Consider the following 24,799-nt stretch of genomic DNA (forward strand, 5'->3'; position numbering starts at 1 on the left):
TTTTTTAAGGAAAACGCTATAAATACTTACGTGAGAGTTGCTCTACACCAGTTTTCCGTCAAAGCCGGTAAGGAAGAGAACTTGAAGAGGACGCTAAGCCTTATAGAGTCATTTGATGCCGACCTACATGTATTCCCTGAGTACCTCATGGGCGTTGGAGAAAGAGGAGTTACACGTGACTATGTCCATGCAAATGCCGAGCCACTTGATGGCCCTTTTAACTCCAGGATACTGGAGAAGAGCAGGGAGTTAGGTGTCGCAGTTGTATTCACTTCTTTTACCCGTGAGGAAGGCGGGACCTATAACGCTGCAATCTTAGCCGAGCAGGGGGTAATCAGATCTATTTACAGGAAAATTCACTTGTTCGATGCTTTTGGGTATCGGGAGTCCGAGGTATTCTCGCACGGGAGTTCACTTGCCCTTGCACAGGTTGGACAATTCACTATAGGGCTCGCTGTTTGCTTCGACCTCAGGTTCCCTGAACTCTTCAGGGCACTCGCGCTTAAAGGGGCAAATCTGATAGTTGTTCCTTCGGCTTGGTATAGGGGCGCCTATAAGGTTGAGCAGTGGTGGACCCTAACTGCTTCACGCGCCCATGAGAACACTCTCTTTCTGGTAGCCGTGAACCAGACTGGTGAGCTCTTCACGGGCCACAGTACAGTTGTGAGCCCCATGGGCCATAGGCTTCTCGATCTGGGAGAGGAGGAGAGAAGCATCATCGTAGATATAGATCCATCCGAGGTTGAGGAGGCCCGGAAAGGAGTCCCCGTGCTAAGGCTTCTGAGACGAGATCTTTACGTCGAGTGGTATAGTAATCTAACAGGGGGCTAGCCGAGAAAACGCTTCACGACGCCAGGCACCTCCCTGAGCGAGCCGACGACCGCTATCCTGAGTTTCTCGTCTATAACTATTTCTCTCCTCCCCCAGTCTACTAGGATGGCTGCAAGCCCAGCGTTGAGTGCTCCTGCGAGGTCTTCCTGGGGGCTGTCTCCGACGTGAACGCAACTACCCGTCTCAACCCTTAGGGCCTGGAGCATTTCCCTGAAAGGCTTAGCGTCGGGTTTAAGGGATTTAGCCTCGTCCGCGTATACCTGTACCTTAAAGTATTTGCCGAGACCTGCTTTATCGAGGAGTATCCTCGTCACATAGCCTGGCCAGAATATGACGTTGCTTGTAACGGCTAGCTGATAACCATTGCTGTCAAGCTCCTCAACGGTTTCGATAGCTCCATCAAGTAACAGTTGCTTAGGGTCGACCGTGTTTGCGGCCCTCGCGGTAGCCCAGTATAGTTCATACTTGGTGAGGCCGGGAAGTGACTCAAGGAATATGCTTGTTGAGCTCGAGATTACATCCTCCCCAATGATTGCGCCACGCCGCCGGGCATTCTTCACAGCTGTATAAGCCCTCTTGATGGATGAAAACGCCTCGTTCTCTTGCCTACCGCTGAGCTCGGAGAGGGCCTTTGCTATCTCTTTGTAGAAAACATCCACGTTCAGGAGGGTCGACCAGACATCGAAGCTTACTCCCTTCACGATGCTTCATCATAGCTGGGGGTAAATTAATATTGCATAGATACGTCTAGCCGGTGCGTAATGCGAGTACGTTAACCATATAACGGGAAAGCCCGAGTGAAAGACCATGAATCCAAGAGGAATTATCTTGTTTCTAGCTGGATTTTTCCTGGGTATTCTGGCATCGCTATTATTAGCACCATTCCTAAGCACACAACTCCAACAATCCGGTTCTAGGCTTTCTACTCCCATAGTATACCCGACGCGAAGCACCGTCACTCCGGAGACACCGCTCGCTTCTCCGGCGCTGACCGTCTCAAAGGCCTCGTCCACGCTCCCAACATCAGCCCTTATTGAGGGTCAGCGAAACATGAGCTATATTGTCTATATGAGCTTGAGTGTTCAGGACGTGAAGAGTACGGTGCAGAGTATCACTGTCATTGCGGCAAAACTGGGAGGATACGTATCTTCAACTGACTTCAGCGAGGAGTCGGGTCAAAGGGCTAGCGTTACGATCAAGGTGCCCGCGCAAATCTATAAAGAGGCCGTCAAAGAGATATCTTCATTAGGAAGACTTGATAAGCTTCAGGAGAACGCAATTGATGTAACCGACCAATGGGTAGACCTCAACGCAAGGCTTAGGAATCTAAAGGCTGAGGAGGACAGACTCCTCTAATTATTGGAGAGGGCGACCACCATCTCAGACATGATTCAGATAGAGGATAGACTTTCAAGTTTGAGGTATCAGATAGAGTTCTACGAGGCACAGCTGAAAAATCTTGAAAGATCTATTACATACGCTACGATCAATATTTCTATATCTCCAAGTCAGAAGCCCCTAGAATGGCCCAGCATCAACCCGACTGCTTGGATACGGGACGGGGTGTCCTTAGCCCTAAACGTTATCTCAATGATCATTATTGCATTGATAGGCCTAACGCCCATTATAGCCCTTGTCGGCGCATCCTGGATTGTCTACACCCGCCTCCTGCGGAGAAAAATACCCCAGCTCAAAGTGAAATCCGGGGAGTAAAATTCTCCTAATCCGAGAGCTCCTTCCTCCCTGCTACAATAAAATAGTCCTTGAAAATCCTCAGGTCAACGACCTTGTACAGTTGTGAAAATTCTTTTTTGAACTCGTCAATATGGCTTTCAAGAGAAAAACCCGGTTCAGGTCGTAATCTAGAAGAGGAAGTCCACTCTACGACAATTATATAGCCTCCCTCCCTTAAAACCCGTCTCGCCTCGGCCAACACGGATTTCACTTCTGGTATACTTTCAATGATGAAGGCGTATAAGATCAACTTCAGCGACGACTCCCTGATAGGAAGAGCTGAGAGATCCCCGTTCATGATGTCGACCGACAAGGACCCGGCTGGCTCGAAAAATGTCGTCTCGGGAAAAGCAGGCTGTATGTTCACGAGGCACCTCTCCGCGGTGGTGGATTCAAGTAGAGCTCTTGTAGCCTCCTTTAGCCCCGAACTCGAGAATACAACACATGAGGCGCCTGACCTTTCCACAATACTTGTGTATATATCACGGATCTGGTCCCTGAGTAGCTTAGTGGACACCACGTGCACCTGTTTGATGTCTTGAAGATTGAAAGAGAGATTATTTATAAGCTTTAATGAGGCCCTATTCAACTTTTTTATATCGTGTTATTACCAGATACCCCTATATCTAAAATTAATAGTTAAGAGAGACTTTTCCTATAAAGCTTCGGATTTCATAAAAACATATATCTGCCAGCCTCAATGACTATCAAATGGCTTATCCGGAGGTTTTACAAATAGAGCCCACCAACGTGTGTAACCTCTCTTGCATCATGTGTGTGAGGAGAACCTGGGGTCAACAAAGGTTTGGTCACATGGACCTTTCTCTGTATAAGAAAGTTATCGATGAATCCGTGGGGAAAGTGCGGAGAATTGCCCTTTACGGCTTTGGCGAGCCCCTAGCACACCCTCTCTTCCCAGACTTTGTGCGGTACGCTAGGACGCGGTTAGGCGACAACGTCTTCCTCCACTTTGTCACGAATGGAACGCTTTTTGACCCGGAGAGGGCTAGGAACATCTTCGAGGCGGGAGTTGATCAGGTGGCTTTCAGCATAGACGCCCCCGAGCTCGGAACGCTTTCAAGGATTCGGATAGGTTCACAACAGTACAGCGTTCTGGATAACCTCGAGTCAGCGGCTAGGCTCAAGGGCGAGTATGGATCTAAGCTAGGAATAGCTACGGTGCTTATGAAGAGCAACTATAGGCTTCTCCCAAGGCTAGTTGAGAAGGCTGTCCAGCTAGAGCTCGACTTCGTAGTGGTATCACACGTTGTGCCATATCACCCAATGCTAGTCGGCGAGGCTGTTTATACAACAGCTAGCCGTGAAGCCGTAGAGTTTTACAAGTCTACAGGAGGGAGGCTAGACGCGTTGGCCAAGGAAGCCATATATGATGCTATGCTTACCCACCACAAACTGGTCTCTTCTGGGAAGCAGCAGCTCTACATTCAGCTTGTCGAGAAGATATTCGAGAAGGGGTATAGTGTAAACGCGGATATAGCTAGAGATGCTGTGGCACGTGAGAGCATTTTGAGGGACGTTGAACTCTATTTAGAGGCTGCCAGGGAGATCGCTCGAAATGCAGGAATAGAGATCCGTCTGCCCAGCGTGTACGCTGATTCACTGCAACGGAGCTGCCCCTACATCGATGAAAAGGCCACAATGATCTTGCGGGACGGTAGTGTAACCCCGTGCATGGATCTAGCATACGAACACCCTGCCTACACTAACCTTCACTCTAAAATTATAAAGGCGGTACGCTTCGGCAACGTCGCTGAGGAAAGCCTAGAGGAAATATGGAACAAACCCGAATACGTCAAGTTTAGAAAAACCCGTGAGAACCTCTCGAAGGGTGTGCCTTGGTGCGGTGACTGCCCCTTCGCTACGAAGAGGTGCTGGTATACTGAGAGCAACCAGTATGATTGTTATGGGAACGACGTGGGCTGCAATGAATGTATCTATAGTGCAGGGCTAGCCCACTGCATCCTCTAAGGTACTACAAAACAAGTCTGTACAGTTATCACGCCGCTTACTTTTCGCAGGCGGGAGACAAGCTCCTTTATTCTTTTCCCCTCGCCCACAACTGTTGTTATTTCCACACATTTCTCCTCCGAAAGATGAATGTGTGTGGTCCCTCTAACAATATCATTGAAGTCGTGCTGGGCATCGGTAACCGCGTAAACCGTCTCCCCCTTCGAGTGATCATATATTAACACCAGGCTGCCAGCATAGAACCTGTTGTCCTCGAGCTCCTGTCCTCGCAGCAGCATGACGGCATCAGCCATAATCCTCGACCTGTTTGATATGCCCGTCTTAGACACGAGCTCCTCTAGGGCCCTATATGCGTCATCAGGGAGAGTAATCGAGACCCGTCTCAGAGGAAATCACCATTGAGTATATTTAGCTTTGGCCTTGAAATAATTTATTCTTTCTTGGGAACCTCGATTACAGCAACGTTTTTCAGCTTTGACGCCTCGCTAAAGTCGAGCAGCAGGAGATGTTTATCGTCACCCCCACCGCACCAGTATTCGCCAGTAGATACTTCTACATCAAGAAAAACAGGTATTTCTCTCAAATGGCCGATCGGAGGTACACCTCCAGGAGGGTAACCCGTATAGGCTAAAACCTCTTCGTCTCTTGCAAGCCTCAACTTCTTGTACCCTAGGATCTTCGCCAGTTTTGACTGGTCCACGCGTCGGTCAGACCTAAGGACAATCAATACAACATTGTTGTCTTCGGAAAGAAAAAGGACAGATTTCGCAATTTTATCCTTGGATATACCTAGACTCTTGGAGGCCATTTCAGAGGTAGCTGCAGCAGGAACCTCTACGATTTGGAATCTCAGCCCGTTACGCCTCAGGAACGCCTCGAGGTCGGCGGGGCCCAGCAGTTGTTATCACCTGGTAATTGTGATTGACTCGAGGTCCTCCAGGTAGCTTCGACCCGGTCCCTCTGTGAAGTGTCTCCGTGCTGGCTCTAGAATCCGTGCAAGCTCGTCGGCTACAGCGTGTTTCAGATCCAACGGGTGGACCTTTCTTTGCTTGTAACTTTCCTCAAGCTCGAGATAACTTGAGAATATCAGCCTCGCCCCCGTCTTTTTATTGACAACCTCAAGGGGCTCGCTTCTATCCCGGAATATTATATACCTTGCAATCTCCAGGACGGGGTTTAGCTCGGTCTCGCCCGCGGGACAAAAAGCCCCTAGAATCTTCTTCCTGACATCCTCCTCGCGGTCATGAATGAATATTGCTGTCTCGGGCTTTGACTTTGACATCTTGACATCCGCTATCGCATCCGAGAACTCGTCTTTATCACCCCTTCTTTTAGCCTCGACAAGGCGCTCCCAAGTCACCTGGTCTAGCGCCAGTCCAGGGAGGAGGTGGTGGTGTAGCGCTACCGGCTTGTAGCTGAAGGCTCTCTCCCCCACCTCTATGGCTATGACGTGGGCTTTTCTCTGATCCATGCCTCCGTGTGCAATGTTGACTCCCATCGAGAATATATCGGCCACCTGCATTGGGACGTACAGGAGTTGGGCGAAGCTCAACGACTCAGCCTCCCTCCTGCCTAGAATAGTTATAGACCTTCGTACGCGTGAAAGCGTGGTGTCCATTGAGACTTTGACGACATTCGTAAAGTATTCCAAGCCAAGCTTCTCGTACACCTCCGATCCCATAAGGAACTTCGTCTTCTCGGGGTCGCCGCCCGCTATCTTAATCGACACTTTGAGGGCCTCCTTAAAGTATCCTCCAGCCACGCGTCTTATCGTCGAGAGGTCTCCTCCAAGCTTCTTGTTTATCCAGCTGTGGTAGTCCGCTAGGAAGACGGTCGTCTCAATGCCCGCTTTCTGCAGGTCTACGACCTTCTGCATTGAGATGAGGCCTGTTCCAAGGTGGACGAGTCCTGAGACCTCAAAACCAATGTAGTGTTTAAGCCTGACCCCCTGCTCCACCATCTCTGTTAGGCGCTCAGGAGTGAGGAGCTCCTCAGCAGGCTCCCTCGTTGTGAGCCTTAGGATGTCTTGCACGTGCAAGGTTCGCACCTACGCGACACCAAATATTGATAGTGAACTTAAATTTTCCCGTTGAATATAAAGAAAAATGTTTCTGTTTCGCTGCCTGGTTTATACCTTTTTCATTGAGGTGGGGGAGGAGGAGGGAGAAGCTGTGCTGCAAGATCCCCTATTAACGGAAACTTGTAAAGCTCGCCTTGCAGGGACTTCACGATGCCAACGATCAAAACGACTAGCTCTAGCAGCCACCATAACATCGCAAAGAAGGGTAAGATTAAGTGGAGAACAGCTAAAGTCACGGAGGCTAGCGTGGACTGCATCGCGTGGAACCTCACGAAGTAGTTCTTGGTTTCAAGTAGTAAGAATATTATCCCGGTAATAAGTCCAAGAACATATGAAAGAGCAGCTTCAACCTTCGGGTCGATCCCTAGGCTTGTTTCACTCATAATTTATTAAAGGCTTTTAGAACTTATATTAATTTCTATAAAGATTCGGTGTTTGCCTTTAACTTATTCGATAACCTTACGGGCCGTTTCGAGCACTGGTAAGCTCCCTTTCCGAGAAAACCGGACGTTCATCTAACAACTGAAAACTATATTTAAATTAACGAGACCTTAAGAGGCTCGTGGCAAGTGAACCTATCAGTATTCGCGACGAGTTACTGTGTCAAGGGAGCCGCGTGAAGCTTTACAGGAGGCTTGTCGAATACGAGGGAAAACTCATCTCACGAGACGTTGTGGCTTTCGGCGAGGCGGCTGTAATCGTACCTGTAAAAAGTGAGAATCGACTTGTCTTTGTCAAGCAGTGGAGGGCCCCTTTAAGGAGGTGGATTATCGAGCTGCCAGCTGGGAGGGTGGAGCAGGGCGAGGAGCCGCTCATAGCTGCCAAGCGCGAGCTTGAGGAGGAGACGGGTTTCATCGCTGAGAAATGGGAGCTTCTCGGGAGCTTCAGTGTAGCTCCTGGTTATAGCGACGAGGTGTTAACCTTTTTCCTAGCGGAAAACCTTAGATATGTTGGCGAGCATCCCGAGATAGGGGAGCTCGTGGAGACGGTTGAGATGACTCCTGAAGAGTACATATCTCAAGCATCCAAGGGATTCGGAGATTTAAAAACAATGACAGGGGTCTTCCTTTACTTGAACATGAAAAAGGGGTACTTGAGGCTCTAGTCTATGAGTTGTAAAGTGTCACGGTTAAGGTGAATGTGCTAAATGGGGTTGAAGAAGGCCGGAATTGTATTTTACCTTGAACGCGTCTATAGCGTTGTTACAGGAGCACTATTCGTACTCTTGATTACAAGGAACTTGACCCCGAGCGAGTTTGGAGCTTGGAGTGTTGTCTCGTCCATCTTGTCGTATGCGAGTTTGGCGACTATTGTAAACTACTGGGTTACAAGATTCAGGGCTCGTGGAGATGGCACGGCTACGAGCAGCGGACTCGTTCTAGCAGTGTTCTTCTCGAGTTTATCAATTATTATCCTCTTATCTCTCTCGCATGGAATCACGAATGCATTCAAAATTCCGTATGAGATAGTGTTGCTCTCGGCTTTATACATCCCATTTTACTACATAAACTCTGCCCTATACTCTTCACTCTACGCTGTGAACCCCACCCTCTCAGCTATTACAGAGTTCGTCTTTGAAACAACCAAGCTCATCCTGGCAGTCGTCTTTGCAACAACACTTCACGTAACCCTCTACACAGCCATGCTGGCAGTGCTTGGGGGCCACGCTGGTCAGACACTAATCCTTCTCTTATTCACGAGGGAAGATCTAAAACATAAACCCAGCCTCGAAACAGCTAAAAGAATAATACTTTACTCGTGGGTAAATCTCATTGGAGTCCCTGCCTCTCTCATCGCATTAGCGGATATCCCCATACTATCGCACCTTGCCTCTAACAGGATAGTGGCGTACTATACCGTCGTGCTGACGTACACGAACATGATAAGCTACTCTTACGTTCTAAGTAGAGGGCTATACCCTAGCCTTCTCTCAAACACCGAAAACGCAAAGGCGAAGCTAGACGATACACTTAGACTCACCTTCCTAATGGGAGTCCCCGCGATGTTTGGGGCTATAGCCCTGGCTCCAAACCTCCTCTATATACTCAACCCAGATTACATGAAAGCATCCTCAGTCCTAAGGGTCGCCTCTCTGACGGCCCTACTGGGAGTATTCAACGCCATACTCAGCGACACCGTCCAGGGCTTGGAGTCCAGAGACACAGTCGCAGTACATCCCAGGATGTTAGCTGAGACAGCAATATTTAAGACTACCCTACTTGGAGTCGCTAAGGCAGCCATAGGTATCGCGGGTGTTTTTATAGCAGTCTTGTATTTCGGGGACAGTTTAACAACTGCTGTTTACGCCAGGATTGCCTGGCTTTTTGCTGAAATCCTCGTAACACTTGGCTTGTATACGATGACAAGGGGCTTACTCGATCTAAAAAGCCTTGCTTCAGGTCTCTCGAGGTACGTGGCGTCTTCAATCCCCATGGTTTTAGTGGCTTTGGTCATTGACCCGTGGAGGATAAGGGAGGCTCTACTCGCAGTTCTACTGGGTGGAGCCATTTACTTTGCAACGCTATATCTGATCGACTCATGGTTCCGGGGATTAATGCAGAGTATAGCTAGGAGTCTAAAGACGGTGAGCGTCACTGGCTGAGAGTTTTTCTGCTTGAAAAAATAGAGAAACCAATCATCTCATAAAATGGTTTTCATAAAAGGAACTTCTCGACTATCTCTATGAAGCCATCGCTGTAAGGTCTTGACGCCACGTAGTCTACGCTCTCCTTAACATAGTCCGGCGAGTGGGATGGACATGCTGAGAAGTCTGCCAGCTTGAACATCTCGATATCGACCTCGCTGTCACCTATGGCTATGATCTTCTTGGGCGACTCTGAGAGCAGCTCAAACAGCTTTCTAATTCCCTGGCCCTTGTTTATTCCTGGAGGATGCACGTGTAGAGCCACCCCGCTATACATGACCTCCAGATTCATAGGCTCGAAAACTCTCTTAGCTTCCCGTATCGCAACCTCGGGCACAATGTTTTCCCTAACTACGAAAGTGACGTCTACGAAGCGGAAAAGATTTTGCCAGCTGTTCCTCAAACAGCATGAGAGCTTTTCCTCGGCAACCCTTATTATCCTATCCTTGTCTACCCTGCCTAAAACCTCTAGCTCAGTTCTATATCCTACTACACCTCCATTCTCTGCGACAATCATCTCCGATGTGGGGAGATACCTGGCCAAACCATAGACTATAGGGTAGGCTGTAGCGCTTGCAAGCGCCACGACGTATCCTCTAGAGACCAACTTTTCCAGTACACCAACTACCCTGCTGCTTATCTTCCTCTCATGGTCTGTAAGAGTCCAGTCAACGTCAATGAAGATCCAAGAGGACATTTGTCTCGTACGACTAAATCAGGAAACAATAAAAATCTTTTACAGTTTTTAACCTTCGTCACTGAGGATGATACATATCAGGAGTATGTTAAGCCTCATATACGAGTTCATCAAAGCATACTATCCCAATAATGATTTAAAAGTCTGAGAAATTATCTAACTTTGAGGATTATTGTCGGGCTCAGCGCCAAACGAGAGTACGTTATCCGTCTACGATAATGTGGCTAATGTCTATGATAGGGGGAGAACCAAGTGGTATAAGGAGCTGTTAAAACTAGTAGCTTCCAGGGTTAATGAACCCGTACTCGACGCGGGTTGCGGAACAGGGTATATCGCTTGCAGTCTTGCTCAACTAGGGGCGACCCATGTGGTGTGTCTTGATATTAGCACTGGAATGCTGTTTAGCGGTAAAAGGCGGGCACAGCGACTGCGCCTAACCGCCTTTATAGAGTTCATACAGGGTTCTATCGAGAGACTTCCTTTCCGCGACAAAGTTTTCAGGACAACGCTAGCCACGGCTGTAATACACCACCTGGAGAAGAGAGAGGCCAGAGTTGATGCTCTGATTGAGTTGAAGAGAGTCTCAAGAGGGTTTGTTCTCGTAACCGTTTGGAGTGCCCTCAGCCCCTCCAACATTGCCAGGATCATCACCTCCTTATCCCGGGACGTGAAGGTTCGCTGGGGTGGAAAGGGTGAGAGATACTACCACTTATACACGCCCATGGAGTTTAGGGAAGATCTTCGCAGGGCTGGCTACAAGGGATTTAAACTCTACCTGTGGGACTATAAGCCTATACTATTTAAAAGGAATATCGTGGTCGAGTACTATGCCGGAGACTCCTAAAGGTCTAAGCCTCTTCAGCGGAGTAAAAAAGCCTACGAGACTGCTTTCAGGCGTAACTGTAGTAGCAGTGATGGCGAAGCCCTACCCTTGCCCCCACGGTCGATGCCTGTACTGCCCCGGTGGACCCGAGGCTGGGACGCCGCAAAGCTATGTTAAAACTTCTCCCGCGGTTGCCAGGGCTCTACATGTAGGCTACGACCCCTATGCCCAGGTGAGGCTGCGAATCAAACAGTACATTGCGATGGGCCACGAGCCGAGCAAAGTCGAGTTGATCGTGATGGGTGGGACGTTTCCGGCCATGCCGAGGGATTACCAGGAGTGGTTCGTGGCCCAGGCGCTTGAAGCTTTGAACAGGTTCCCAGGGGATCCTGAAGGGAGCCCTAGCCTAGATGAGGCGATGAAAAGGAATGAGACCGCCGGGATTAGATGCGTAGGTTTAACGTTAGAGACAAGGCCTGACTGGAGCATGGAGGAACACGTCGACTGGTTTTTACACCTGGGGGCTACGAGGATCGAGCTAGGCGTCCAGACAATCTATGACGACGTGCTTGCACGCGTAAACAGGGGTCACGGCGTCAAGGAGAGCATCAAAGCAACCAGAATCTTGAAGGATGCCGGCTATAAAGTCACATACCATATGATGCTGGGCCTCCCAGGATCCGACCCTGACAGGGACTTCGAGGCTTTTAAGGAGATCTATACAAGCGAGGAGTTCATGCCTGACTCCGTTAAGATTTATCCCACACTCGTAATCCCTGGAAGCGGGCTTTACAATCTCTGGAAGAGGGGGGAGTACAAGCCCTACGATATGGACACCCTAGTCGAGCTGATAGCCCGTATAAAGTCGATCACCCCGCCCTGGGTACGGATAATAAGGATTCAGCGTGATGTCCCTTTACAGGAGGTTGCTGATGGACCACCAGTCAACAACCTACGCGAGATCGTATGGGATTACATGCGCAATAAGGGGTTAAAGTGTCGATGCATAAGGTGCAGGGAGGTAGGCCGGTTTGCCCTCTGGACTGGGGTGAAGCCCAGTATAAGTGAAGCCAAACTCACCAGAAGGAGGTACGAGGCGAACGGTGGCTTCGAGGAATTTATTTCTTTTGAGAGCAGCGACCAGGAGGTCCTCTTCGGTTTCCTGAGGTTGAGGATACCGAGCGAGCAGGCTCATAGATGGGAGGTCGACTCGAATACAGCTTTTATAAGGGAACTCCACGTTTACGGTCCTGAGACACCTGTCGGGCGAGAGAGTGAGTGGTGGCAACACCTAGGGCTCGGGAGGAGATTGATAAGGGAGGCTGAAACCATAGCGCATGACTATTATGGTGCTAGAAAGATGCTCGTGATCTCAGCTGTAGGTACAAGAGAGTATTACAGGAAGCTCGGCTATGAGGTCTTGCCGGGCTCCTTCTACATGTACAAACCGTTAGAGTAGTGGATTCCCTACCAGTATAGATTAGAGAATTGGAAATACTATGCCTCTACGAGTTCTCATTTCCCAGTGAAGAAGAGTGATTCTACCTGTACGGCTTTGAACTCCTCCGCCGATCCCTCTTTGACGATCCTACCGCTGACGAGGACTGCAACCCTCTCAGCTATCTCGAGAGCCTTTGCAACGTTCTGCTCTACAAGTAGCACTGCCACACTCCTGGTCTCCTTTATCTCCTTGACTTTAGACATCAGAGTGGAAGCCGCCTTCGGCGAAAGGCCCGCGGTAGGCTCATCCAGTAGAAGTGCACTGGGCTTCGTCATCAAGGCCCTTGCGACAGCCAGCATTTGTCTTTCACCCCCGCTAAGGGTTTTGGCCTTTTGGTGTCTACGCCTCTTTATCTCTGGGAAAAGTTCAAGCACGTCCTCAATATCCGCCCTGACAGAGGGGTCCCTGCCCCTGATAAAGGATCCAACTAGAAGGTTTTCCTCGACTGTAAGGTTGGGGAACACGTTGTCGAGCTGAGGAGAGTAGCTCAATCCCCTCTTCACTATCTCTGAGGGCTTCATCCCGGTTATCTTAGTACCGTTAAAGTAAACTTCTCCACGGTGTATGGCGGCTAAGCCGAAGACGCTGTTGAGAAGTGTCGTCTTGCCCGCACCATTAGGACCCAGTATGGCAGCTATTTCCCCTTTCCCTAGCTCGAAGCTGACTCCCTGGATAACCTTCATCTTACCGTAGCCCGAGTACAAGTCCACTATTCTAAGCACTCCCACCACCTATGTATGCTTCTATGACCTTCTCGTTTGATATTATCTCTTCAGGCTTACCCTCTGCTAGGAGCTTCCCGTTGTGCATGACGTAGACGTACTCCACGTACTGCATCAATATCTCTATCCTGTGCTCCACAATAAAGAATGTGTAGCCATCTCCCTGCAAGCCCTTCACAAGCCTGAAGAGCTCGTGCGCTGCCCCCGCCTCGACTCCCGCTGCTGGTTCATCAAGCAAAAAGAGCCGGGCATCCGTCATTAAACCCCTCATGGTCTCAAGCAGCTTTATATGTGCTCCGCTGAGCTCAGATACCTTTACGTGGGCGTATTCGAGTAGGCCGAAGCGTTTCAGCAAGGATAGAGCCTTGCGTGCTAGCCTTCTCTCCTCTTCGCCCCATACTTCAGGGTTAAGGGCTTTAAGCGGGTTTTCACCTTTCTGTTGCAGGGGCGTTACGAGCAGGTTTTCCAGCACTGTGAGTGACTTGAAGAGACGTGGGATCTGGAAGGTTCTAACTATGCCCTTCGCGAAGACGTCGTTAGGGTTTAAGCCGTCTATCCTTTCCGATGATCCGTTGTTATTAAACCATACCTCTCCTGCGTCGGGAACGTAGAAACCTGTGACTACGTTGAAGAGAGTTGTCTTTCCGCTTCCGTTTGGTCCTATGAGGCCTACGACTGCTCCTTGAGGCACGCTTAGCGAGACCTTGTCTAGCGCGATTATTCCCCCGAATCTCTTGGAGACGCTCTGAACCTCCAATATACTGCCCATTGACCTCACCCCTTGTTGAAGCTAGCCTGTTCTTCCCATGCTGGGGTCTCTACACGTCCTTCAGGTAGTAAGCCTTGGGGCTTGTATAGGAGGACAGCTACTATTAGGAAGCCTACCATGAAGCCCCTCACATAGTCGGGCGATATGATCGTCACGCCCAGCTGCGGTGTTATGAAGGAGAGTGCCCTGTCGAAGAAGGTAAAGATGGCTGAGCCAAGGAGGGCGCCTCGAAGGTTCCCCATACCCCCAAGTATTATCATAGCCCAGACGTTGAAGGTAACTGCAGGCACGAACATGTCGGGGTTAACGGAAGTCATATAGTATGCTAGGAGGGAGCCAGCTATACCGGTGAAGCCTGAGCCGATGAAGAGGACGGTCGCCTTTAGTCGAGGCACGTCTTTTCCGAGGCATAGTGCTGCGACCTCGTCGTCTCGAACGGCTCTCAGAGTCCTACCGAGGGGGGAGTTTACGAGCCTGTGCATAGTGACGTATGTGAGAGTTAAAACGCCTAAAACTAGGAGTAGGAAGAGGAGCTCCCTGGTTCTAGCATCGGGAACCCATGCGAAGGGGTTGGGGATGCTCATAAGCCCTCTGCTCCCACCGGCTGGGTCATAGTGTTGTAGGAAAATCCTGAAGAGCTCCCCCGTGCTTAGGAGCGTAAAACCTACGAAGGCAGGGCCAACCCTCACTATTGGATAGCTTAACATGTATCCTGTTATACCTGCTATCATGAAAGCCAGCATGAAGGACAACAATAGTAGCGTCATGTTTAGTAGGGGGTTCTTGTTAGCTAATTCACCAAGATATATTATTCCCTTAATGTCATAGGGAGGCGTCTTTGAAACGTCAATACCGTTTAGAATTAAAAACAAATACACTGTTAGCATGGCGGTGGTATAGGCTCCTAAGCCATAGAAGAAGACCTTGCCGAAGTTCGTGACACCACTTGTTCCCGACTCGAAGTTTAGAGTAATGGCTAGTATAGAGTATATCCCGAATATTGTTAGCCAACTTATCATAAAGCCTATCGGGTCTATCATTTTTCTTTCACCTTTTTACTCCTGAACCTGTAGGGCAGCCCTCCAGCTGCTCCTAGAGGCGGGGAAACTATCAGGATGGTTAAGAGGGTTAGGAAGGTGAGGAAAGGTCTGAAGCTTGTAGGAACGTTGAAGAGGGAGTTAAGGTACGCTATCCCTATGTTCTCGATGAAGGCTATTGCTACGGCACCAATGCCTGTCCTCAGTAGAGAAACCAGTCCTCCGATGAAGCTTACCGTGAAGACCTGGAGTATCATTGCGTCGCCTGAGGTCGGGGTCACTGTTCCTGAGAAGCTTGTCCAGAGCGCGCCGCCAAGCCCTGCGATACCCCCACAGATAAACCATGTTAGTAAAACAATGCTGTCTCGGGGAATCCCCGAGATCTCGGATAGAAGTGGGTTATCTGAGACAGCTCTAACCGCTTTTCCTAATATTGTCTTTTCGAGGAAGAGGTACAGGCCGAGTAGTATTGCCGATGTGTAGAGTAAGCCGGCTGTGAAAGTGGATGAAAGGCTAACACCGTTAACTACTAGCTCCGGCACATCCTTGTATGTTATTCTACCGTAGGATATAAAATTCATACCTATCATCGCATGTGCTATGTCTGCAATCATGTAGAGAACGTAGTTATACATGATCCAAAGACCCATAGAAGCAATCATTATAAGGTTCATTGAAGCTCCACGCTTCTCGAGCGGCTTAAACACAAACACGTGGTTTGCCACAGCAATTATGCCAGCGACTAGGAAAGCCGATATAGTAGCTATAAAAAGGCTAGAGTTGCCTAGAATCCCGTTGAGAAATACAGCGGTGTAGATCCCGTAGGTGATGAAGTTGGCGTGTGCAAAGTTAATGACACGTGTCGTCCTGTAGCTGAGCGTTAAGGGGATGGAGAAGAGAAGATAGAAGAAAGTATATAAAAGAAAATTAATTACGGAGAAAGGATAACCGGGTAGCATTACCAAAAAACACCTTTTTATGGGTACGGTTTCTCGAGGAACACTATCGATCCACGCTCGTATACACCTACATCCTTGAACTCGTAGCCAGTCGCTCCTTTCACAATTGCCCATACACCGTAGTCTTGGTAGGCTTTATCTCCCGCATCATCGAAGATAGTCCACCCGCTAACCCCGTAGTAGTTTTTGGCTACTTCTACGAGTGCATTTCTGATAGCATTGCCGTCGTTGCTTCCAGCTCTAAGGATGGCCCATCCAGCGAGTTTCACAGCATCATAGAGGTTGTCGCAGAACACGCTCGCCTCAACACCATACTTGCTTTTCAGTCTCTGCTTGAAATCCTCGTAGAGTGGATTCGCTATGAAGAGTGGCCTCGTACCCAGCAGTTTTGTCTTGGCCGCAAAGGCGCCTACCGCGGGAGCGGTAAGCTCCGATGCACCGTGGGGGCCTTCTGAGATGAACCATCTAATGCTTGAGAGAACCTGCGACTCGGCTGCATGGGAGAGAATGTTACCTCCATCGGTGTCGAAGGATATGAGCACGACAGCGTCAGCTTTCTCGGATTGAACCTTGTTAGCGAGACTCGCAACTTCAGCGGCGTAGTCGGAGAGGTCAGACTGGTACGGCATGTCGAGAGCAGTGCCTCCCATTTCGCTGAAGTACCTCTTGAAAAAGTCAGCAAAAGCATTACCGTACTCGTCGTTCCTATGGAAGACTATAACCTTCCTCGCGCCTTCCTGGTATGCGAGGGTTGCGAGCACCTTAGCTTGACCAGCATCACTGCCAACTGTCCTGAAGATGAAGTCATTGGGAATGGCTAAGGTTGGCGCGGTCGATGAGGGTGAAATGATTACTATTTGGTTGCTGTCGGCGAAGCTTTTCACAGCCTTGACTTGTGAGCTGGCCGCAGGACCAATAACTACTTTTATTCCCTGTTGAGCGAAAGTCTGAACGTTCTGCAGGGCCTTCTCAGGAGAAGTGCCATCATCCAGTATTACAGGCTTGAACTCAACGTTGAATCCATATGCTTGAACCTCTTGATTCAAGTCATCAATCGCCATGTAGGCTACTTTCTCCCATATTTTACCTATGGAGGAGAGCGAGCCCGTAAGGGGAAGCGTAAAACCTATCTGGATTACTTTTTTAGGCTGTTGCGCCGAAGATCCCCCTGCGCCTCCCGATAATGCGCTGGAGGCAGCGAAGCCTATGGCAACACCCACAAGGAGAGCAATGACTGCCACAGCAATTATCTTTACGTTCACTACCGAAGTCTTCGTAGCCGATGACTCACCCATGTTTCCACCCCTGAGGGGTTTAGGCATCCTCGTAGAAATAATTTATATTTTTTTCTACTCTATTCCTAAAAAGTTTTTAATTTAAACTTTATGAAAAATTAGAAAGAGTAGCTCTCTTCGATCTATTTGTCCCAGTCCAATGGAGCAAACCTTTACAGAATGGGAATCTCGATGTACAAGAAATACCCTGGTTTTTACTTAAAGACCGACTCGTAATCACGTTTTCCCGGAGATAAAAGTTAAAAAACAGAAGAAAAATAAAGAAAAATATTCATGAGACTAAGAATTCACTAATCCATAAAGCTGGTACCTCCGCATCAAAACCTTCATTCTTCCTATAGGTTCCGATTTAAGCCTTTTTTCGTGGATATTAGAGTCAAAGGAATGATGGAAACCAGGAAGCTCACCGTAACCGCCGGTAAAACCTCTAATTCTGCAAGATAGAAGAGTTGTGTGTAAGTGGAGAGATATGGTATATATGCTATTATGCTCACTTTTTCCGGTTCCCTTCCTGAAAACATTGCATAGACGAGGAGGGAGAGCAGTGAAACAATGAACCAACCGGCATAATTACTTAAGGGGACTCCGAACCAGGGGCCTTGTTGACTCCAAGACCACAATCCAAGCTTAACCATGACAGGATCCACAGCAAGGTCGAGGTTAACCATAAGAAGGCTTGCAACAAGTATTCGTTTCCACCGTTCTTTTACAAGCGTTGCGGAGGCGAGATAACAGGTGTATAGGTATATCCCCCATGCCAATATTATGGGAATGGGAACTCCTAGCACCCGTGCTGCTCTGAAAGCATTATAGGTGTAGGATCCAAAGGGAGCCCCGAGCCTTAGACCTATATATTCGGCTATAAAGCCTATTAGAGAGCCAGAAATGAGGATCAGCGGGGCTTTAACCCACTCTCTGGCAACTAGTACGCAAGACAAGCAGACAAAGATCAGTAATACGAGATCACCCAGTGTTCTTGATCCAAACACCGTAAGGAAGAATGAGAAAATGTATCCGAGTGACAGCACAAGAGAGCCTATTTGAATATTCCTAAGCATCTCCTGTTGATTCCCTCCCATGAATTTAAACTTGTAGCCTATCCTTTAGTTATTCGGTGATTTTTATTTGTATGCATCTCCTTATAATCTATTTATGAATATTGAGTATCTTCATATAAAATATTCAGCATTTTCTTTAAATTTGACAACAGATACCTTCTATTCCGTATCTAGATAAGATTCACCTCATGTAAGACGGCTGCACCCTCTAGCGGCAGAAAAGTTACAATCATCGGTTCTGATCCAGCTGTTCTCGCTGCGGCTGGAGCTCTCATCTATAAGGGGTATAGGGTGGATGTCCTCGACAGGCTTCTCGAGGACTATGACGCCGCCCTTATAGCTACTTGAAACTGGAAAGGCAGAAGGCTAAAAATCCCCGGAGGAGATAAGGAGAACGCATACGCTGCACTGACCTGGATAACGCAGTTCGTGATGAATGGGCTAGGCTTCATGAAAGTTCCGACTCCGCTGCTCACTGGTAGAGTAAGTATAGTGGGAGTAGGCCTTACAGCCGTGGACATCGCTGAGCTCGCGGTAAGGGAGTACGGAGCCTCCGTCATCATGCCTAAAGGAGACCTATGAGCGTGGCCCCGCAAAGCACATGCTAAGATACTTGAAAAGCCTTGGTATAGAGTTCAACAAGGACGGAACCGTCAAGGTTGAAGGAAACTTTATGACAACTATTCTCGGCGGATTAGCGCTGGAGACGTAACACGCGGCCCCTCAAATATTGGCCTAGCCATGCGCGGCGGAAGACTAGCAGCTGGAAAAACCCATGAATACCTGATAAGGAAAAGGATTATTAGAGGAGGGGCTTTTCCTTGTTAAAAAGCTATTTTTCGAGCAGTGTTAGACTCGGGCCTTATACGCGGTTACTGCGTGCATGCCCAATTCCCGGGCGCGTGTCTCCGCCCTTGGATGGATGGCGAAACCGAAAAGTATCCCTATAATCTCTACGCCCATCTTTGCTGAGAGAGGGGCAACAACCTTCCGGTAAAAAGCGTTGACGTCGTCCTCATAGATCCTCGACTTTACCTCTCCCACCACCAGTACCTTCTTGTCCCCAAGCACTCCCCAAGCGTACAGATCGACCTCGACCTCCTCTCCTTCAAGCTCTATGATTTTCCTTTCCAAGCTTTCAACTTCTACACCAAGACGGCCGCGAAGCCAATAGGGTAGAAGATCCTTAGCTAAATCCTCCAAGGTGAAGCCTACAGTCTCTGATAACCTTCCAACCTGAATCCGTAGCGCATCCACAGCTGCAGCGAGCTTTTCGACTTGTCTTTGCGTTGCAGCCTGTGCCGCAGCAAGCTCATCAACCCTCTTAGCAAGCTCCTCTAGCCTTCTCTCCGTTGCAGCCTGAGCAGCCGCAAGCTGATCAACCCTCTTAGCGAGTTCCTCTAATCTTCTCTCGGTTGCAGCTTGTGCGGCAGCGAGCTGATCAACCCTCTTGGCGAGCTCCTCTAGCCTTCTCTCCGTTGCAGCCTGTGCCGCAGCAAGCTCATCAACCCTCTTAGCAAGCTCAGCGAGGCCTTTCTCAACAGTTCTTCTTAACTGGTCGAATTCCTCTCGTGTGACCTTAATGTCCTTTACCTTTTCCTCGACCACTCTGACAATAAATTCATAGAGCTCCGCGGTGATCACAATTTATCCTCTGAATCTACCAGTGTTGCCAGTTAAAAAAGTTATTTCAAATCGTACACGCATATATGAGATTTTTTACCCCTTTTAGAGTGCAACAGACTTGTTCCCCCACGTATTGCGACTTTCCCGGCGCATATTTAATCGAAATTCCTCGTAGGTAAGTTAAGCAGAGACATGTCTACTAGCACGCGTGTAAATATATTTTAAGCTAGTGCCTTGAAAGAAGCATAGGCTCAAACTAATTTTTCGTTTATACTTGATATATTGTAAAATTTCATTAATAGATTTCCAGAAAATGATAAAACAATTCAAAGTTAATGCTTGTTAGTTGTAAAAATCATCCAAGAAAATCATCTATTTTCCTCTCAACAGGCTGGGCTTGGAACTCGGGTATACATTCAATACCCCTCTCATCACATAAAGCTCGGATAACTTCCTGGACTCTCTCACGCCAAATTCTAGGCGCACCTGTGGCCAGCGGGTTTTCAACGAGCAAGGGTTTCATACTCTCGGCCAGCTCTGGTCTATGATGGTAGAAGTCGTAGAATAGCTTCGAGCCTGTTTCGAAGGCAAGGTCGATGACCTGCTCGAGAGAAGATCGAGTATCGTTTACCCCCCTGATTATCGGTCCTAGAAATACCCATGTATCAAGCCCCCTCGACGAGACTCTTTTAAGGGCTTCAGCCCGAGCAAGTGGAGAAGGCGAATTTGGCTCTATTAAAGATGCTATCTTGGGGTTTAGCGTGGTTATAGTGAAGCCCACGTTGACCTGTCCACGATAACGCTCTAAAATGTCGAGATCCCGGGTCACTAGGGGTGACTTTGTCTGAATACTTACCTTGAATCCGCTACGCAGGAGTAGCTCGACTCCAAGCCTTGTAAGCTTTTCGACGGACTCGATTGGCTGGTATGGATCTGTTATAGTGGAGACTCCTACCACCCCTTTTTTTAAACTGACGATCTCGTCTCTTAAAACATCTATTATGTTCTCCTTTATGTACACAATTCTACCCCAGTTCCTGGAGACTTCCTCGTAGCGGGTAAAAGCCCTAGCGTAGCAGTAGATACAGGCATGCGCACACCCAGCATAAGGATTAAAGGAGTAATCTAAATCCGGTAGCCCGGACTTAGATAAAGCGTGGGTAACGCGTATCCTCTTATAGGTGATGTTCAGGAGCTGCTCACCTCTAGCCTTGCCTGCTTTAAGAGATCCCTTAGAATTCGAGACTTCTCAAGCCATACTCTAACCGGGAGCCTTGTCGTCTTACCTAATCTCTCGATCACGTCACGAAGATTATCATATTTTTCCGGCTTGCCTCTGAAGAGGGCCCGGACGTTCTCGCGTACAAACCAGACTCCTATGGGTAGGAAGAAGCCCTCATAAATCTCCCTTATCAAAAGCACTGTAGCCTGCCTCCTCTCCCTTCTCAGGTACTCAGCACTGGCAAGCCTTGAGGCGTAGTAGCATCCTCCTAGAGAAGCGTACTCTGTACGCCCCTTAAAGCCCTCCCAGTCCGCCTCTACCTCCACGGCTGTGCCCGGATTCCAGGTGGTGTGCGGGAACCAGGCCTCTATCCACTCGAAGCTCCACGAATAGGGAGCTAGTATCCCGACAAACAGGTTATTAGAGTGCTTTCTCTCAAAGAATAGGAAGGAGTCGATTGTAGGGTATCCTTTGACTTCCCGAATAATTCTCCGCGATACCATGTCATCCACAGCTGTTATGGACCATCTCGTAGGCACAAGCCTCCTAAGAGGAGTCTTACCAAGGAGCCCCACAGAGAAAACCCTCTGTATCGTAGAGACGGGCAACCCGGACTCGTATAAGGACCAAACAGCTTCCTCTGAACGCACACCGTCATCTCCAAGGAACTTCTCTACGGGTCTAGGAATTTTAGGGTTATCCAGAACCCTGATTTTTTCGGCAACCCCTGAGGGTCCGAAGGGGGGTGCATGCGGGTCAAGCCTTAGGCCTCGTGGGGGCTTGACAAACCTGACCATGACGTCTAGAGGCTTAGAGGATGCGGAGAGGAGCGCTATTTCATTTACGAGGTCTGGACGCCTCACGTCGAAGTGGAGGTTACCCATGACTAGTCCAAACCGAAACTTGAGTATCTCGTCTAGGCTATAGTCCAGCCATCTCTCGGGTGAATCGTACACCGAGGGGTCGCCCTCCAGAGTTGCAACAGATGGAGCAACGCGGACCTTAGGGTAACCAACCCTCCCTACAAATACAGATGGAGGTGATGGTGCCTCCAGTTCGCTGCTAGTAGGTGGCCTTATCTGGCCTAGAGACTTCCAAATGGACATGAAGGGGCAGGTGGGAAGCCCGCAAAGGTTCTTGGCCCCCCTGCACTTTAAACACATGTTTGTTACGCGTGAAGACATCTGCTGCCTGTTGTTACATTATTGATGGATATATTGTTTCCGCAGAATAAGGTGAAAATGACCACTCGGAATATTTAATTATGAGAGCATTTTTACCTTCTTGTGTCGGGCAACAATACTAATTCTTTTACAAGACGATACACAGTTAGACCTGAGCATGCCGCAAGACACTTGGAAACCGAGGGCATAAGAGTGCTAGCAACCCCCGTAATGGTAGGCTTCATCGAGGAGACATGCAGGATCTTCTGGGATGAGCGGCTACCCCCTAACAAGACCACCGTGGGTGTTCGTGTAGACGTATCACACGTGAAGCCTGCCTTAGTGGGATCAGAGCTGGAGGTTAAGGCGAGTGTTCTCTACGCGGATGAGAAGCGTGTCAGATTCTGGGTTGAAGTCTGGAGCGGAAAACTGCTTATAGGATATGCCCTGCACGAGAGAGCGGTGATAGACAAGGAGGGCTTCGCCAATATGATAAAAACAATGATGAGTAGCAGTGCTGGCGGATGATACCAACCTGGCCACGGTATTTTGCGCTTTGGAGGAGAACCATATTAATCATTCATAAACTGCTAGTAGCCTTTCTCTGGATTAATAACGTTCAGCGGTTTTTCACCCCTAATAAATCGTGCCACGTTCTCAACCGCAAATCGTAAGCATGATTCCCTAGCCCTACGGGTCCATCCAGCCTTGTGAGTTGTAGCAATAACATTGGGCAACTTGTGTATGCCGAGCTTGGAGGGCCATCCTTCCTCAGGCGGGTAGCGCCACCACACGTCTATTCCGGCTCCCGATATCCAGCCCTCCGTGAGAGCCTTGTATAATGCTTCCTCATTCACGACATGGCCCCGGGCAACGTTTATTAGGAATGACGTCTTCTTCATAGCTCGCAGCTCCCTCTCGCCTATAAAGCCCACTGTCTCCTGTGTAAGTGGTAGAGCAACGACAACGAAGTCAGCCTGAGCTAGTATGCTAAGTGTTTCAGAGGGCCCCACGACCAGGTCGGTGTACGGGTCTTTGACAGGGGTCTTTTTCACAGCCAGAACCCTCATCCCGAAAGCCCTTCCCAGCTTTGCAACCTCGCGGCCAATCTCTCCATAGCCTATAATCGCGAGTGTAGAGCCCTCGATATCGTAGAGGAAGTTCTCTTCGGTGTGACTCCTCCAACCACCCTTCTTCATCTCCGCGTCCTGCTCAACAACCCTTTTAGCCAGAGCTAGGAGGAGGGCGAACGCGTGTTCCGCGACTGCACGGGCATTACAGCCCTTGCTTGATGCCACGATTACACCTTGCCGGGCGAACAATTCTAGATCAATACCGTCGGCTCCTGCTGCTGGAACCTGAATGAACCTTAGCTTCTCTGCTTTAAGGGCGACCTCTTTGGGAATCCTGAAGGCTATTGCAACCTCAGCCTTCTCAATGTCCTCGAAGACGTCTCCTTTAGGGAAAACAACATCCGCAAGATTACGGAGTCCACTTTCCACTATGCTCTTCTCCCATTCGCTCAACCTGAGTGCTACGTGCACCCTTACCTTCGACATTGGTTAGTTGCCTCGAAGGACTGTTAAGAGCTTTTCGATTCTTGAGTGTTCTCGTTAGAGGGGGGGTTAATACATAGAATATGTTGTGACATATGTCAACCATAAATAAGGAGATCGTGGAGGACTTCACTGAAATCTTAATGAACTCAAGGGAGATCCTTGAGAAGAAGATAGTGGTGCTTTGACATGTCAACAGTGTTTGGCCTCTTCGACAAGTACGTGGGGCCAGCTATGAGGCGCGCGTTAGCTGTGGAGCTTTACAATAGGGGTTTTAAAATAGGTGAAATAGCAGAGATCCTTGGAGTCTCCAGGAGCCTTGTATCGCGGTATCTAAACGGTAGCAGAGGGTCGAGAGCTGGAGATATTCCAGAAGATGTTTTTAATACGTCAAAAGCATTGCTGATGAAATTGAAGGCACGAGTATTGGGCCATACGATGTAGAGTACAGGTTGTGGCAAGAGACTCTGAAACTCGCCTCAGAGAAAAAGTTTTGTAGGCTTCACGCTAGGGTTAACAAGAGAATAAAGCCAGAGCTGTGCCAGGTATGCGTGAGGCTTTTCTTGCCTAGTGCGACAAAAGTATAATCATCAGAGAAGCCAAAAGTATGGTTGTCGCCAGCGCTATGAGAGGCCTTATACGGGAAAATTCATAGGCTATTTGAACCCTGTGGAACTCTTGTGCCCCCCTACGCGAGAACTCATCCTCCTTTATTATCCTGGGAAGCGAGGGCCTTTCCATCTGCTGAACATTGGGAAAGATACGCGTTACGACTTCCACGACGTCATCCCGTGTACCGTGCAGCTCTCCCTTAGAGACAAGCAGCGTATCTACTCCTAGAGAGGCTAGCCTCTGTGACAAGAAGTTTGCCACGAATGTCTTTACCTCTTTCTCGTGGCCCGGAAAGGCTGCGTAACCCTCGTCAAGCATAATCCTTGCGACCCAGGCAACCCTTACCACGAGCTTCGACTCTTCGTAGGTAAGAATGTACTCGCCATATCTTTTAAACCACTCCTCGAAGTCCTCCAGTTCCTTCTCAACCCTGGGCTTACGTAATATCACAGAGTAATCCTCCTGCATAAGGTTATCAGAG

Annotated in this window: 26 protein-coding genes and 2 pseudogenes; 10 read left to right on the top strand and 18 right to left on the bottom strand. The window is 48.9% G+C overall.

The window, feature by feature from the left end:
• The first annotated feature begins 30 nt into the window (after positions 1-30).
• Complete coding sequence (locus MA03_RS03455; RefSeq protein ID WP_191118726.1) at positions 31-831, top strand: carbon-nitrogen hydrolase family protein; 801 nt, start codon at positions 31-33, stop codon at positions 829-831.
• On the opposite strand, the gene MA03_RS03460 is transcribed toward MA03_RS03455, so the two are convergent.
• Positions 828-1,532 carry an HAD family hydrolase gene (locus tag MA03_RS03460; RefSeq protein ID WP_052883942.1) on the bottom strand — a complete coding sequence of 235 codons (705 nt, stop codon included), beginning with the start codon at positions 1,530-1,532 and terminating at the stop codon, positions 828-830. The two genes, MA03_RS03455 and MA03_RS03460, sit on opposite strands and share 4 nt — an antisense overlap.
• A gap of 349 nt (positions 1,533-1,881) precedes the next feature.
• Here MA03_RS03460 and MA03_RS08925 point away from each other — a divergent pair.
• Positions 1,882-2,544: pseudogene (locus tag MA03_RS08925) on the top strand (DUF4349 domain-containing protein).
• 7 nt (positions 2,545-2,551) lie between these two features.
• On the opposite strand, the gene MA03_RS03475 reads toward MA03_RS08925, so the two are convergent.
• Positions 2,552-3,082, bottom strand: coding sequence for a class I SAM-dependent methyltransferase (locus tag MA03_RS03475; RefSeq protein ID WP_191118727.1), 531 nt, complete (start codon positions 3,080-3,082; stop codon positions 2,552-2,554).
• A gap of 194 nt (positions 3,083-3,276) precedes the next feature.
• Between MA03_RS03475 and MA03_RS03480 the strand changes: the two genes are divergently transcribed.
• Positions 3,277-4,554, top strand: coding sequence for a radical SAM protein (locus MA03_RS03480; RefSeq protein WP_052883946.1), 1,278 nt, complete (start codon positions 3,277-3,279; stop codon positions 4,552-4,554).
• Here the strand turns inward: MA03_RS03480 and MA03_RS03485 are convergent.
• The 4 genes from MA03_RS03485 to MA03_RS03500 all read right to left on the bottom strand — a co-directional run bounded on the left by MA03_RS03485 (position 4,551) and on the right by MA03_RS03500 (position 7,017).
• Positions 4,551-4,940, bottom strand: coding sequence for a CopG family ribbon-helix-helix protein (locus tag MA03_RS03485; protein ID WP_338034402.1), 390 nt, complete (start codon positions 4,938-4,940; stop codon positions 4,551-4,553). The genes MA03_RS03480 and MA03_RS03485 overlap by 4 nt on opposite strands.
• Positions 4,941-4,984: 44 nt before the next feature.
• Positions 4,985-5,452: an aminoacyl-tRNA deacylase gene (locus MA03_RS03490; RefSeq protein WP_338034403.1), complete on the bottom strand. Its 468-nt coding sequence runs from the start codon at positions 5,450-5,452 to the stop codon at positions 4,985-4,987.
• A 6-nt stretch (positions 5,453-5,458) separates the two neighbouring features.
• A complete protein-coding gene (locus MA03_RS03495) occupies positions 5,459-6,592 on the bottom strand; it encodes a tyrosine--tRNA ligase (protein WP_052884883.1) in 1,134 nt (377 codons plus the stop codon).
• 101 nt (positions 6,593-6,693) lie between these two features.
• Entirely contained in the window at positions 6,694-7,017 is a 324-nt protein-coding gene (locus MA03_RS03500; RefSeq protein ID WP_052883949.1) for a DUF4870 domain-containing protein, read from the bottom strand.
• Between the two features lie 179 nt (positions 7,018-7,196).
• On the opposite strand from MA03_RS03500, the gene MA03_RS03505 reads away from it, so the two are divergent.
• Together MA03_RS03505 and MA03_RS03510 are read left to right on the top strand one after the other, a co-directional pair.
• A complete protein-coding gene (locus MA03_RS03505) occupies positions 7,197-7,739 on the top strand; it encodes an NUDIX hydrolase (RefSeq protein ID WP_052883950.1) in 543 nt (180 codons plus the stop codon).
• Between the two features lie 42 nt (positions 7,740-7,781).
• Complete coding sequence (locus tag MA03_RS03510) at positions 7,782-9,236, top strand: MATE family efflux transporter (protein WP_052883951.1); 1,455 nt, start codon at positions 7,782-7,784, stop codon at positions 9,234-9,236.
• Positions 9,237-9,288: 52 nt separating this feature from the next.
• On the opposite strand, the gene MA03_RS03515 is transcribed toward MA03_RS03510, so the two are convergent.
• The gene (locus tag MA03_RS03515) at positions 9,289-9,975 is read right to left on the bottom strand and encodes a phosphoglycolate phosphatase (protein WP_052883952.1); all 687 of its coding nucleotides are present in this window, start codon (positions 9,973-9,975) and stop codon (positions 9,289-9,291) included.
• 172 nt (positions 9,976-10,147) lie between these two features.
• Here MA03_RS03515 and MA03_RS03520 point away from each other — a divergent pair, with 172 nt between their 5' ends.
• Both MA03_RS03520 and MA03_RS03525 read left to right on the top strand, forming a co-directional pair.
• A complete protein-coding gene (locus MA03_RS03520; RefSeq protein ID WP_052883953.1) occupies positions 10,148-10,819 on the top strand; it encodes a class I SAM-dependent methyltransferase in 672 nt (223 codons plus the stop codon).
• A complete protein-coding gene (locus tag MA03_RS03525) occupies positions 10,803-12,257 on the top strand; it encodes a tRNA uridine(34) 5-carboxymethylaminomethyl modification radical SAM/GNAT enzyme Elp3 (RefSeq protein WP_052883954.1) in 1,455 nt (484 codons plus the stop codon). The genes MA03_RS03520 and MA03_RS03525 overlap by 17 nt, the downstream gene beginning before the upstream one ends.
• 278 nt (positions 12,258-12,535) lie before the next feature.
• Here MA03_RS03525 and MA03_RS09100 read toward each other — a convergent pair.
• The 6 genes and pseudogenes from MA03_RS09100 to MA03_RS03555 form a co-directional block, all read right to left on the bottom strand.
• A pseudogene (locus MA03_RS09100) lies at positions 12,536-12,982 on the bottom strand (ABC transporter ATP-binding protein); the annotation flags it as partial.
• A 31-nt stretch (positions 12,983-13,013) separates the two neighbouring features.
• Positions 13,014-13,790 (bottom strand): ABC transporter ATP-binding protein, encoded by a 777-nt coding sequence (locus tag MA03_RS03535; RefSeq protein ID WP_052883956.1) that lies wholly within the window; start codon positions 13,788-13,790, stop codon positions 13,014-13,016.
• Positions 13,791-13,795: 5 nt separating this feature from the next.
• A complete protein-coding gene (locus MA03_RS03540) occupies positions 13,796-14,830 on the bottom strand; it encodes a branched-chain amino acid ABC transporter permease (protein WP_052883957.1) in 1,035 nt (344 codons plus the stop codon).
• Positions 14,827-15,786, bottom strand: coding sequence for a branched-chain amino acid ABC transporter permease (locus MA03_RS03545; protein ID WP_052883958.1), 960 nt, complete (start codon positions 15,784-15,786; stop codon positions 14,827-14,829). Before MA03_RS03545 ends, MA03_RS03540 begins: the two co-directional genes overlap by 4 nt.
• A gap of 17 nt (positions 15,787-15,803) precedes the next feature.
• A complete protein-coding gene (locus MA03_RS03550; protein WP_052884884.1) occupies positions 15,804-17,081 on the bottom strand; it encodes an ABC transporter substrate-binding protein in 1,278 nt (425 codons plus the stop codon).
• Between the two features lie 335 nt (positions 17,082-17,416).
• Entirely contained in the window at positions 17,417-18,139 is a 723-nt protein-coding gene (locus MA03_RS03555) for a carotenoid biosynthesis protein (protein WP_191118729.1), read from the bottom strand.
• A 450-nt stretch (positions 18,140-18,589) separates the two neighbouring features.
• Between MA03_RS03555 and MA03_RS08985 the strand changes: the two genes are divergently transcribed.
• A complete protein-coding gene (locus tag MA03_RS08985) occupies positions 18,590-18,721 on the top strand; it encodes a hypothetical protein (RefSeq protein WP_257719668.1) in 132 nt (43 codons plus the stop codon).
• Between the two features lie 267 nt (positions 18,722-18,988).
• Here MA03_RS08985 and MA03_RS03560 read toward each other — a convergent pair whose 3' ends face one another.
• From MA03_RS03560 to MA03_RS03570, 3 genes are all read right to left on the bottom strand, one after another.
• Positions 18,989-19,783 carry a hypothetical protein gene (locus MA03_RS03560; RefSeq protein WP_052883960.1) on the bottom strand — a complete coding sequence of 265 codons (795 nt, stop codon included), beginning with the start codon at positions 19,781-19,783 and terminating at the stop codon, positions 18,989-18,991.
• A 337-nt stretch (positions 19,784-20,120) separates the two neighbouring features.
• Positions 20,121-20,957, bottom strand: coding sequence for an SPL family radical SAM protein (locus tag MA03_RS03565; protein ID WP_052883961.1), 837 nt, complete (start codon positions 20,955-20,957; stop codon positions 20,121-20,123).
• On the bottom strand, positions 20,954-22,171 hold the full coding sequence (locus MA03_RS03570) for an Nre family DNA repair protein (RefSeq protein WP_052883962.1): 1,218 nt from the start codon (positions 22,169-22,171) through the stop codon (positions 20,954-20,956). Before MA03_RS03570 ends, MA03_RS03565 begins: the two co-directional genes overlap by 4 nt.
• A 102-nt stretch (positions 22,172-22,273) precedes the next feature.
• Between MA03_RS03570 and MA03_RS03575 the strand changes: the two genes are divergently transcribed.
• Positions 22,274-22,678, top strand: coding sequence for a thioesterase family protein (locus MA03_RS03575; RefSeq protein WP_052883963.1), 405 nt, complete (start codon positions 22,274-22,276; stop codon positions 22,676-22,678).
• 62 nt (positions 22,679-22,740) lie between these two features.
• Here MA03_RS03575 and MA03_RS03580 read toward each other — a convergent pair whose 3' ends face one another.
• Positions 22,741-23,709 (bottom strand): 2-hydroxyacid dehydrogenase, encoded by a 969-nt coding sequence (locus MA03_RS03580; RefSeq protein WP_052883964.1) that lies wholly within the window; start codon positions 23,707-23,709, stop codon positions 22,741-22,743.
• Between the two features lie 186 nt (positions 23,710-23,895).
• On the opposite strand from MA03_RS03580, the gene MA03_RS03585 reads away from it, so the two are divergent.
• Entirely contained in the window at positions 23,896-24,150 is a 255-nt protein-coding gene (locus tag MA03_RS03585) for a transcriptional regulator (protein WP_052883965.1), read from the top strand.
• A gap of 123 nt (positions 24,151-24,273) precedes the next feature.
• Here MA03_RS03585 and MA03_RS03590 read toward each other — a convergent pair whose 3' ends face one another.
• Complete coding sequence (locus tag MA03_RS03590; protein ID WP_052883966.1) at positions 24,274-24,786, bottom strand: hypothetical protein; 513 nt, start codon at positions 24,784-24,786, stop codon at positions 24,274-24,276.
• Between the last annotated feature and the right edge of the window lie 13 nt (positions 24,787-24,799).

The sequence above is a fragment of the Thermofilum uzonense genome (assembly GCF_000993805.1).
Classification (GTDB): Archaea; Thermoproteota; Thermoprotei; order Thermofilales; family Thermofilaceae; genus Thermofilum; species Thermofilum uzonense.

Coding starts and splice junctions, on each gene's coding strand:
- MA03_RS03480 (WP_052883946.1), top strand. CDS start 3,277: ATGGCTTATCCGGAGGTTTTACAAATAGAGCCCACCAACGTGTGTAAC.
- MA03_RS03500 (WP_052883949.1), bottom strand. CDS start 7,017: ATGAGTGAAACAAGCCTAGGGATCGACCCGAAGGTTGAAGCTGCTCTT.
- MA03_RS03510 (WP_052883951.1), top strand. CDS start 7,782: ATGGGGTTGAAGAAGGCCGGAATTGTATTTTACCTTGAACGCGTCTAT.
- MA03_RS03515 (WP_052883952.1), bottom strand. CDS start 9,975: ATGTCCTCTTGGATCTTCATTGACGTTGACTGGACTCTTACAGACCAT.
- MA03_RS03525 (WP_052883954.1), top strand. CDS start 10,803: ATGCCGGAGACTCCTAAAGGTCTAAGCCTCTTCAGCGGAGTAAAAAAG.
- MA03_RS03535 (WP_052883956.1), bottom strand. CDS start 13,790: ATGGGCAGTATATTGGAGGTTCAGAGCGTCTCCAAGAGATTCGGGGGA.
- MA03_RS03540 (WP_052883957.1), bottom strand. CDS start 14,830: ATGATAGACCCGATAGGCTTTATGATAAGTTGGCTAACAATATTCGGG.
- MA03_RS03545 (WP_052883958.1), bottom strand. CDS start 15,786: ATGCTACCCGGTTATCCTTTCTCCGTAATTAATTTTCTTTTATATACT.
- MA03_RS03550 (WP_052884884.1), bottom strand. CDS start 17,081: ATGGGTGAGTCATCGGCTACGAAGACTTCGGTAGTGAACGTAAAGATA.
- MA03_RS03555 (WP_191118729.1), bottom strand. CDS start 18,139: ATGCTTAGGAATATTCAAATAGGCTCTCTTGTGCTGTCACTCGGATAC.
- MA03_RS08985 (WP_257719668.1), top strand. CDS start 18,590: ATGAAAGTTCCGACTCCGCTGCTCACTGGTAGAGTAAGTATAGTGGGA.
- MA03_RS03570 (WP_052883962.1), bottom strand. CDS start 22,171: ATGTCTTCACGCGTAACAAACATGTGTTTAAAGTGCAGGGGGGCCAAG.
- MA03_RS03580 (WP_052883964.1), bottom strand. CDS start 23,709: ATGTCGAAGGTAAGGGTGCACGTAGCACTCAGGTTGAGCGAATGGGAG.
- MA03_RS03585 (WP_052883965.1), top strand. CDS start 23,896: ATGTCAACAGTGTTTGGCCTCTTCGACAAGTACGTGGGGCCAGCTATG.
- MA03_RS03590 (WP_052883966.1), bottom strand. CDS start 24,786: ATGCAGGAGGATTACTCTGTGATATTACGTAAGCCCAGGGTTGAGAAG.